Annotated in this window: 10 protein-coding genes and 1 riboswitch; of the genes, 7 read left to right on the top strand and 3 right to left on the bottom strand. The window is 75.2% G+C overall.

The annotated features are described in order from the left end of the window. Nucleotides 1–21: 21 nt before the first annotated feature. Nucleotides 22–1,464 carry an aminotransferase class V-fold PLP-dependent enzyme gene (locus ACFUVW_RS17085; protein ID WP_430572516.1) on the bottom strand — a complete coding sequence of 481 codons (1,443 nt, stop codon included), beginning with the start codon at nt 1,462–1,464 and terminating at the stop codon, nt 22–24. Between the two features lie 34 nt (nt 1,465–1,498). After that, nucleotides 1,499–1,615, bottom strand: a riboswitch (SAM riboswitch). Between the two features lie 86 nt (nt 1,616–1,701). Here ACFUVW_RS17085 and ACFUVW_RS17080 point away from each other — a divergent pair. The 6 genes from ACFUVW_RS17080 to ACFUVW_RS17055 all read left to right on the top strand — a co-directional run bounded on the left by ACFUVW_RS17080 (nt 1,702) and on the right by ACFUVW_RS17055 (nt 6,980). Beyond that, nucleotides 1,702–2,391, top strand: a complete 690-nt coding sequence (locus ACFUVW_RS17080; RefSeq protein WP_430572515.1) for an RNA polymerase sigma factor — start codon at nt 1,702–1,704, stop codon at nt 2,389–2,391. Continuing rightward, nucleotides 2,391–3,596 carry a serine/threonine-protein kinase gene (locus ACFUVW_RS17075; protein WP_430572514.1) on the top strand — a complete coding sequence of 402 codons (1,206 nt, stop codon included), beginning with the start codon at nt 2,391–2,393 and terminating at the stop codon, nt 3,594–3,596. Before ACFUVW_RS17080 ends, ACFUVW_RS17075 begins: the two co-directional genes overlap by 1 nt. Before the next feature lie 113 nt (nt 3,597–3,709). After that, on the top strand, nt 3,710–4,225 hold the full coding sequence (locus tag ACFUVW_RS17070; RefSeq protein ID WP_430572513.1) for a hypothetical protein: 516 nt from the start codon (nt 3,710–3,712) through the stop codon (nt 4,223–4,225). A gap of 220 nt (nt 4,226–4,445) precedes the next feature. Continuing rightward, nucleotides 4,446–4,916, top strand: coding sequence for a rhodanese-like domain-containing protein (locus tag ACFUVW_RS17065; RefSeq protein ID WP_430572512.1), 471 nt, complete (start codon nt 4,446–4,448; stop codon nt 4,914–4,916). Between the two features lie 71 nt (nt 4,917–4,987). Continuing rightward, nucleotides 4,988–6,187 carry an O-succinylhomoserine sulfhydrylase gene (locus ACFUVW_RS17060; RefSeq protein WP_430572517.1) on the top strand — a complete coding sequence of 400 codons (1,200 nt, stop codon included), beginning with the start codon at nt 4,988–4,990 and terminating at the stop codon, nt 6,185–6,187. 52 nt (nt 6,188–6,239) lie between these two features. After that, nucleotides 6,240–6,980 carry a class I SAM-dependent methyltransferase gene (locus tag ACFUVW_RS17055; protein ID WP_430572511.1) on the top strand — a complete coding sequence of 247 codons (741 nt, stop codon included), beginning with the start codon at nt 6,240–6,242 and terminating at the stop codon, nt 6,978–6,980. Nucleotides 6,981–6,998: 18 nt separating this feature from the next. On the opposite strand, the gene ACFUVW_RS17050 is transcribed toward ACFUVW_RS17055, so the two are convergent. Further along, nucleotides 6,999–8,015: an NADP-dependent oxidoreductase gene (locus ACFUVW_RS17050; protein WP_430572510.1), complete on the bottom strand. Its 1,017-nt coding sequence runs from the start codon at nt 8,013–8,015 to the stop codon at nt 6,999–7,001. Nucleotides 8,016–8,046: 31 nt separating this feature from the next. Continuing rightward, nucleotides 8,047–8,445 (bottom strand): DUF1304 domain-containing protein, encoded by a 399-nt coding sequence (locus ACFUVW_RS17045; RefSeq protein WP_430572509.1) that lies wholly within the window; start codon nt 8,443–8,445, stop codon nt 8,047–8,049. Between the two features lie 101 nt (nt 8,446–8,546). Here ACFUVW_RS17045 and ACFUVW_RS17040 point away from each other — a divergent pair, with 101 nt between their 5' ends. After that, complete coding sequence (locus tag ACFUVW_RS17040; protein WP_430572508.1) at nt 8,547–9,125, top strand: TetR/AcrR family transcriptional regulator; 579 nt, start codon at nt 8,547–8,549, stop codon at nt 9,123–9,125. Nucleotides 9,126–9,132: the final 7 nt, after the last annotated feature.

The raw sequence follows: 9,132 nt of genomic DNA, 5'->3' as shown, positions 1-9,132 counted from the left end.
CCCGGAGGCGGGACCGACGGCTCAGAGGTCGTCGGGCAGGCAGCCGAACGCCTCGTCGGCGCCGAGCGCGGCGGTGGCGAGCAGGCCCTCGAGGCCGGAGCCCTCGGGGACCGGGCGCGGGTCGTCGACGACGACCCAGAGCCCGTCCACGACGTCGTACTGCGCCTGCGACCCCTCGGTCACCAGCGAGCGGACGGCGGCGACGAGGCGCTCGACCTCCTCGCCCGCGGTGCCGAGGCCGACCGACGCGCGCACGGCTCCGGCGTCGAACCCGAGGCGGCCGAGCAGCGGGTGCGCGCAGAACCGACCGTCGCGCACGCCGATGCCGTGCTCGGCGGACAGATACGCGGCGACCAGGCCCGGGTCGTAGCCGGTGACCGTGAACGTCACGACGCCCACCGGGTCGACGGCGTCGTCCCACACGCGCACGACCTCGACGCGGTCGATCTCGCCGAGCCCGTCCACGAGCCGGCGCCGCAGGGCGTCCTCGTGCTCGCCGGCGACCCGCGGGTCGAGGGCGGCGAGCTCGTCGCACGCGGCCGCGAGCGCCACCGCGCCGACGACGTTCGGCGAGCCGGCCTCGTGCCGGGCGGGGCCCTCGTGCCAGTCGGTCGTGGTGGCGCGCACCCGGCGCACGGCGCCGCCCCCGGCGAGGTAGGGGGTGCCGGCGTCGAGCCAGTCGCGCCGGCCGACCAGGGCGCCGGCGCCGAACGGCGCGTACGTCTTGTGGCCCGAGAAGGCGACGTAGTCGACGCCGGTCTCCGCCAGCGAGAAGCGGCGGTGCGGCACCAGCTGGGCGCCGTCGAGCACGACCCGCGTACCGACACCGTGGGCCGCGGCGACGACGTCGGCCACGGGCAGCGCCTCACCGGTGACGTTCGAGGCGCCGGTGAGCGCGAGGAGGGCGTACGGGCGGCCCGCGGCGGCGGCGGAGCTCAGCTCCTCCTCGATCTCCGCGAGGGTGGCCGACACGGACGGACCGCCGGTGACGACGGTCGCGTCGGTGACGCGCTGCCAGGGCAGCAGGTTGGCGTGGTGCTCGATGTCGAGCACCAGGACGCGGCCGGGCTCGCCGGTGGCCGGGTCGGCGGGCACGCAGCCCGCGAGCAGGTTGAGCGAGTCGGTCGTGTTGCGGGTGACGATCGTGAGGTCGTCCTCGCGGGCGCCGACGAACGCGCCGATCGTGCGGCGCGCGGTCTCGTACAGGGCCGTCGACACCTGCGACAGGTAGCCGGCGCCGCGGTGCACGCTCGCGTACAGCGGCAGCACGCGCGCGACCCGGTCGGCCACGGCCTGCAGGGCGGGCGCGGACGCCGCGACGTCGAGGTTCGCGTACGGCAGGTGGCGGCCGTCGACGAGCGGCACGAGCGTGTCGCCGCCGACGACGGGCAGCACGGGCGGGACGTCGTGCACGGCGGCGGCGCGGACGGCGGGCACCGCAGGCGCGGGGGTGAGCGTGGTCATGCGTGGTCCTCCTCGGTCGTGCCGGGGAGGTCGCTCCCCGCGCTTGCCCGCACGCCGGACGGCGCGGGGCCAGGTCGTCACCCGGGGCACCCCGCCGCGAGAGGAGGGTTGCCGGCCAGCGAGCCGGGGCTTCGCGCTGGCGCTCATGACCTGCCGCCCATCGTGCGTGCCCGGCACCACACGGTCAAGCCGGGCAGACACCCTTCTCACGATGCGGGCGCGTGAGACGCTGGACGCATGCCCGATCGCACCGTCCCGCCCTCCGGCGCGCCCGCGGAAGGCACGGCCGACGGCCCCGCTGCCCTGGTCGCCGGGGCGCTCGACGGCGGCGACCTGCACGCCGCCCGCCGCGCCGCGCTCGACGCGCTCACGGCGTCCGGCGACGGGGCCGCCGACGACACCGCCGACGTGCTCGACGCCGTCGCGCAGCGGGCCGCCGCGGGCTCCGCTGCCGCCACCGAGCTGCTGGTGGAGCTGCTGGACGCCTCCGGCGTCGTGCGGCGCTTCGTGCGCGGCGCGCTGCTCGACGAGGCGGCCGTGGACGACGTCTGCCAGGACGTGCTGGTGTCCGTGGCGACCTCGGTCCGGTCGTTCGCGGGCGGGTCGCGGGTCACCACATGGGTGCACGGGATCGTGCGGCACCGGGTGGTCGACCACCTGCGCCGGCAGCGCGCCACCGCTCCCCTGCCGGACGACGACCTCGGGCCCGCGGAGCGGATGAGCTCCCTCATCGCCACGCGCGCCACCGTGCGCGACGCGCTCGCCGCGCTGCCCGACCTCTACCGCGAGCCCGTGACGCTGCGCGACATCGAGGGCCTGCCGTACGCGGACGTGGCCGAGCGGCTCGGGCGCAGCGTCGGCACGGTGAAGTCGCAGGTCTCCCGCGGCCGCGCGCTCGTGGCCGCGGCCCTCGGGAGCCTGCCCTGATGGCCTCGCCGGGCGCGCCCGAGCCGCTGCTCGGGCGGTACCGGGTGGGCGAGGTGATCGGCGTCGGGTCGTTCGCCACCGTGCACCGCGCGCTCGACGAGCGGCTGGACGACGTCGTGGTGGTGAAGGTGCTGGCCGAGAACCACAGCCTCAACCCCGAGGTCCGCGAGCGGTTCATCGCCGAGGGCCGGGCGCTGCGCCGGGTGGCGAGCCCGCACGTCGTCGCCGTGCACGACATCGGCGAGAGCGACCGTCAGCAGCCGTACCTGGTCCTCGAGTACGCCGACCGGGGCACCCTCGCCGCGCGGGTCTCCGCCCTGCGGGCGGACGGCTGGACGGCGACGCCGGCCGACGTGCTCGCCGTCGCGCGGGGGCTCGCGGCCGCGGTCGAGGCCGTGCACGCGGCGCGCCTCGTGCACCGGGACCTCAGCCCCGGCAACGTGCTGCTGCGCACCAGTCCGGAGGGCGTGGTCGACGGCACGGCCGGCGCCGCTCCCGGCGGTCCGTCGGCCGTCGTGCGAGCCGACGAACGGCTGGTCGTCGCGGACCTCGGCATGAGCAAGGACCTGGCCCGCAGCTCCGGCCTGACCGTCGCGGGCGGCACCGAGGGATTCCGCCCGCCGGAGCAGGACGGACCCGGCACGGTCGACACCCGCGCCGACCTGTGGGCGATGTCCGCGCTGCTGACCTGGCTCGTCGAGGGCGCCGACCTCCCCCGTGCCCTCGAGGCCGCCCTGCGCCGCAGCCTCGCCGACTCCCCCGCCCGGCGGCACCCCGACGCGGCCGCGTGGTTGGCCGACGTCGAGCAGGCGCTCACGCCCGGCACGACCGAGGCCCCGGACCGCGCGCGCCGCCGCCCCACCGCCGTCGTCGCCGCGGCGACCGCCGCCGTCCTGGGGCTGGGAGCGGGCGCCGGCGTCACCGCCTGGCTCGACCGCCCCCGCGCCACCGCCGGCTCCGCGAGCGTCGCGATCTCCGGGCCGGCGACGGCGACGGTCGGCGAGCCCGTGACCCTCACGGCCGACGTCGCGGGCACCGAGCACTGGGTGTGGACGCTGCCCACGGGCGCCTACGCGACCGACGACGACACCGTGCGGCTCACGGCGAGCAGCCCGGGCGACGCCGAGGTCGTGCTGGAGGCCCGCGCCCCCGACGGGACACCGCTCACGGCCGTGCACCGGCTGCAGGTCGACGCCGGGTCCTGACGCCGAAAGAAAACCCGGAAAGAGATCTCGGTCCGCGTGCAACCTTTCCGGCGGCGCGGACGACTCACGGAGGTCAGCACCGATCGTGCTGGCTCCATCGACCAGGAGAGACCATGCGACACCTTCCCCGCCGACTGACGCCGATCGCCCTCGCGAGCCTCCTCGGCCTGGGCGCGTGCGCGTCCCCGACCCCCGACGCCGAGTTCGATGACCTGGGCGCGTCGGGCACGGCGTCCCAGCCCGCCGACGAGACCGCCGGCACCGGGGAGCAGGCGGACGAGACCGCGACGTCGGCCGAGCCGGACCCCTCGGCGTACACGGTCCGCTACTCCGACGACGACAAGACGGTCATCACGCTCGACCGCGCGGAGGTGGAGCGGCTCACCGGCACGGACCTGGCCGCCGGCACCGCCGACGCGCAGGCCGCCCTCGCGGAGGCCGGAACCTGGTCGGGCAGGGACACGAAGGAGCACGCCGACGTCATCGTCGACGCCGCGGGCCGCGAGTCCGACCGCATCGACCGCGTGCTCGCGCAGCAGGCCGACGGCCGCGACGTCGAGCTGCGGCTCTACATCGCCCACCACGAGCACGCGCACGTCGCCCACTTCGGCGAGGACGACGACGACTGATCGCCGCGGACGGACCGTGGGTCGGCTGCCCGGCCACGCCGTGTTCGGGTCGCGAGACGGGGTGACCAGCACGCGGACGGCTGTCGTACGATCGCCAGGACCATCCCGAGCGGCCGAGTGACGTGGCACGTCGACGCCGCAGCAACCCGCGGGCCGGTCGCCGGCGACGGCGGCCGTACCGGACGAGGGTGCTACCGCCACGACCGATGGGAGGACTGCGATGAGCACCCAGATCGATCCCCGCCCGGCCGAGGGCTACGCCGGCGACCTCACCCCGCAGCAGGCGTGGGACCTGCTCGTCGGCGACCCGGACGCCGTCCTCGTGGACGTGCGCACCGAGGGCGAGTGGCGCGCGATCGGCGTGCCGGACACCAGCACCGCCGGCAAGGATCCCCTCTTCGTCGAGTGGGTGCAGGCGGGCGGGCGCCCGAACGCCGGCTTCCTCGCCGAGCTCGCCACGGCCGGCGTGACCGCGGACCGGCCGATCGTCTTCCTGTGCCGCTCCGGCCAGCGCTCGATCGGCGCGGCGCGCCTCGCGACGGCGTCGGGTCTGGGCCCGGCGTACAACGTGCTCGAGGGCTTCGAGGGTGGCCCCGGCTTCGACGGTGTGCGCGACCGCGAGGGCTGGAAGGTCCGCGGCCTGCCCTGGGGCGCCTACGCCCCGGAGGCGACGGCGGAGGCCCGCGCGTGAGCGCCTCGCACGGCCAGCACGTCCCCACCGGCCCGGGTGCCGACCCGACGACCTTCGGCGGCTCGCGCCCGCTGCCCGCCACTGTCCGGCCCGCGACCCTGGCCGTGCGGGGCGGGCACCGCCGCTCGGACTTCCAGGAGATGTCCGAGGGGCTGTTCCTCACCCAGGGGTACACGTACGGCTCGGCGGCGGACGCCGAGGCCGCGTTCGCCGGCGAGCGGTCGCAGTTCCTGTACTCGCGGTACGGCAACCCGACGGTGCACACGTTCGAGGAGCGCCTGCGCCTCATCGAGGGCGCCGAGGCCTGCTACGCCACGGCGTCCGGCATGTCGGCGGTGTTCAACACCCTCGCCGCGCTGGTCTCCAGCGGGTCGCGCATCGTCTCGGCGCGGGCCCTGTTCGGGTCCACCAACGTCATCTACGACGAGATCCTCGCCAAGTGGGGCGTGCGCGTCGACCTGGTCGACGGGCACGTGACCTCGCAGTGGGAGGAGGCCCTCGCCACGCCGGCCGACGTCGTGTTCTTCGAGTCGCCGTCCAACCCCATGCAGGACCTCGTGGACGTGCGACGGGTGGCCGAGCTCGCGCACGCCGCCGGCGCCGTCGTCGTGGTGGACAACGTGTTCGCGACGCCCGTGCTGCAGAAGCCGCTCGAGCTCGGCGCGGACGTCGTCGTCTACTCGGCCACCAAGCACATCGACGGGCAGGGGCGCGTGCTCGGCGGCGCGATCCTCGGCTCGGAGGAGTTCCTCGCCGGGCCGGTGCAGACGTTCGTGCGCAACACGGGCCCGTCGCTGAGCCCGTTCAACGCCTGGGTGCTGCTCAAGGGGCTGGAGACCCTCGACGTGCGGGTGCGCGCCCAGAACGCCGCCGCGCTCGAGGTCGCGACCGCGCTCGAGGGGCTCGACGGCGTGACCGGGGTGCGCTACCCGTTCCTGCCGTCGCACGCGCAGCACGAGCTCGCCAAGGCACAGCAGTCCGGCGGCGGCACGGTCGTGACGTTCGACCTCGCCGTGCCCGAGGGCACGGAACCGGCCGAGGCGAAGAAGCGCACGTTCGCGTTCCTCGACGCGCTGCAGGTCGTCGACATCTCCAACAACCTCGGCGACGCGAAGTCGATCGTCACGCACCCCGCCACGACGACGCACCGCAAGCTCGGCCCCGTGGGCCGCGCCAAGGTGGGGATCGCCGAGACGACGGTGCGCCTGTCGATCGGGCTCGAGGACCCACGGGACCTCGTCGAGGACGTCGAGCAGGCCCTGCGCGCCTGACGCCGCAGGAAATCCCTGGGCCGCCCCCGCCGGTCGTGCCTACGGTCGGGACGTGCCCGACGCGATCTTCGCCGACCCCACGCTCGCCCGGCTGTACGACCCGCTCGAACCGGACCGCGGCGACCTCGACCCGTACCTGGCGCTCGCCCGCGAGCTGGGCCCGCGCCGCGTGCTCGACGTCGGCTGCGGGACCGGCACGTTCGCCTGCCTGCTCGCCGGCGAGGGGTACGACGTCGTCGGGGTCGACCCGGCGGGCGCGTCGCTCGACGTGGCGCGCGCCAAGCCCGGTGCGGCGCGGGTGCGCTGGGTGCACGGCGACGCGACGGCTCTTCCCACGCTGCCCGCGCCACGGGCGGACCTCGCGACGATGACGGGCAACGTGGCGCAGGTCTTCCTCACGGACGACGACTGGTCGTCGACCCTGCGGGGCGTCCACGCCGCGCTGGCCCCCGCCGGGCACCTGGTGTTCGAGATCCGGGACCCGAGCCGGCGGTTCTGGGAGCGATGGACGCGCGACCGTACGCACCGGCGCACCGACGTGCCGGGGTTCGGCGTCGTCGAGACGTGGACCGACCTTGTCGACGTGTCGCTCCCGCTCGTGACTTTCCGGGGCACGTTCGTCCTCCCCGACGGCCGGGTCCTGCACTCGAGCTCGACGCTGCGGTTCCGGGAGCACGACGAGCTGGGCGCGTCGCTCGAGGACGCCGGCTACGTCGTGGAGCAGGTGCGCGACGCGCCCGACCGCCCCGGGCTGGAGTGGGTGTTCGTCGCCCGGGCGGTCGAGCGCGGCTGACGCGGGACCGACACGGGATCAGCGCGCCGTGCGGACGACCATCTTCCCGGTGTTGGCGCCGCGCATCATGTCGAGGAACGCCTGCGGGGCGTTCTCGATGCCGTCGACGACGGTCTCGTCGTAGGCGATCTTCCCGTCGGCGAACCAGCCGGTCATGAGCTCGCGGAACTCGGCTCCGTGGTGGAGGTAGCCGCCCAGCGTGAAGCCCTCGAGCCGCAGCCCGCGGGTGATGAGGTTCGCCATGTTGTCCGGGCCGGGCACGCGGTCGGTGGTGTTGTAGCCGGCGATGGCGCCGCACAGCGCGACGCGTCCGCCGTCGTTCATCACGTCGAGCGCGGCGGTGAGGTGGTCGCCGCCGACGTTGTCGAAGAAGACGTCGACGCCGCCGGGTACCAGCGCGGGCAGCTGCTCGCGCACCGGCGCGTCCTTGTAGTTCAGCGCGGCGTCGTAGCCGTACTTCGAGGTGAGCAGCTCGACCTTCTCGGCCGACCCGGCGGAGCCGACGACGCGGCTCGCGCCCAGCAGCCGTGCGATCTGGCCCACCGCGGTGCCGACGGCGCCCGCCGCGCCGGAGACGAAGACGGTGTCGCCCTCCTTCAGGCCCGCGATCGCGGTGAGGCCGACGTACGCGGTCAGGCCGGTCATGCCGAGCGTGCCCAGGTACAGCGACAGCGGCACGCCCGGCAGCTCCGGCACGACGCGGAAGCCGCGCGCGTCCTCCTGCGCGACGTCGCGCCAGCCGTGCTGGTGCAGCACGACGGCGCCCACGGGCACGTCGTCGGACGCGGACTCGACGACGCGACCGACCGCGCCCCCCGTCATGGTCTCCCCCAGCGCGAAGGGCGGGACGTAGCTCTTCACGTCGTTCATGCGCCCCCGCATGTACGGGTCGACGGAGACGAACTCGTTGGCGACGCGGACCTGCCCCGGCTCGAGGTCGCCGTACGTGACCTGCACGGTGCGGAAGTCGTCCGGCGTGGGCCACCCGGTGGGGCGGGCGGCGAGCTGGATCTGGGTGCTGACGATCGTGGACATGCGGGGTGGAGCCTTCTTCCGATGGTGAGGTTCAGAGCGCGAGGCCGACGACGAGGGCGACGACGGCGAGCAGCGGCACGGTGCCCTGCTTGACGGCGGCGCTGCGCTTGCCGGGCGAGGAGAGGAACAGGACGAGCGCGGCGGCGAGCATGCTGCCGGTGCCGGCGAGCACGAGGGCCGCGCCCGCGCCCGTGGTGCCGGCCATGCTCCCGAGCGCGACGAGTACGATGCCGACCGCCGTCACGACGGCGAGGAACAGGTTGTAGAAGCCCTGGTTGAACGCCAGCTCACGCGTGGCGGCGGCCTCCTGCTCGGTGGTGCCGAACGTGGCGCGCGCCCGGGGTGTGGTCCACGCGACCGACTCGAGCCAGAAGATGAACACGTGGAGCGCAGCTGCGATCCCTGCCAGGACGAGCCCTGCGACGACCATCGGTCCCCCCTGCTGCCTGCCCGGCGCGATCGCCGGGTCGATTCTGTAACGGTCGGTCCACTGTATATACTGCAACGAGCGTTACACAACCTGGAGGCACGATGGGCAGGGCGCAGGGGTTCGAGACCGAGCAGGCGGTCCGGGCGGCGCGCGAGGTGTTCTGGCGCGACGGCTACGCGGAGGCGTCCGTCCCCGCGCTGGAGCGCGCCACCGGGCTGAACCGGTCGAGCATCTACCACGCCTTCGGCTCCAAGCGCGGGCTCTTCGACGCCGCCGTGCAGAGCTACCTGGACGAAGTCGTGCGGCCACGCCTGCGCCCGCTCGTGGCCGACGACGTCGCCCCCGGCGCGCTCGTCGAGTACCTCACCGGCCTGCGCGCGGCTCTCGCCCGCGCGGACGAGGTCCAGGGCACCTCCGGCTGCCTGCTCGTCAACACGTCAGGCTCCCCGATAGCGGCCGACGAGGCCGTGCGTCGCACCGTCGCCGACTACCGCGCCGAGCTGCGCGGCGCCCTGCGGCGCGGGGTGGTCGCGGGGCGCCCGGACGCGACGACCGCCGACGCCGACCGGCTCGCCGACGTCTGCACCGCGCTCGTCATCAGCGCCTTCACCCTGGTGCGCGTGGACCCGCCGAGCGCGCTGCACTGCCTGGACACCGCCGTCGAGGTCCTCGAGCACTGACCGCGGG

Source organism: Isoptericola sp. NPDC057391, from assembly GCF_042668085.1.
In the GTDB taxonomy this organism is placed as follows: Bacteria; Actinomycetota; Actinomycetes; order Actinomycetales; family Cellulomonadaceae; genus Isoptericola.
The sequence above is the reverse complement of the archived record's forward strand: the minus strand, read 5'-3'. Positions and strand labels throughout refer to the sequence as shown.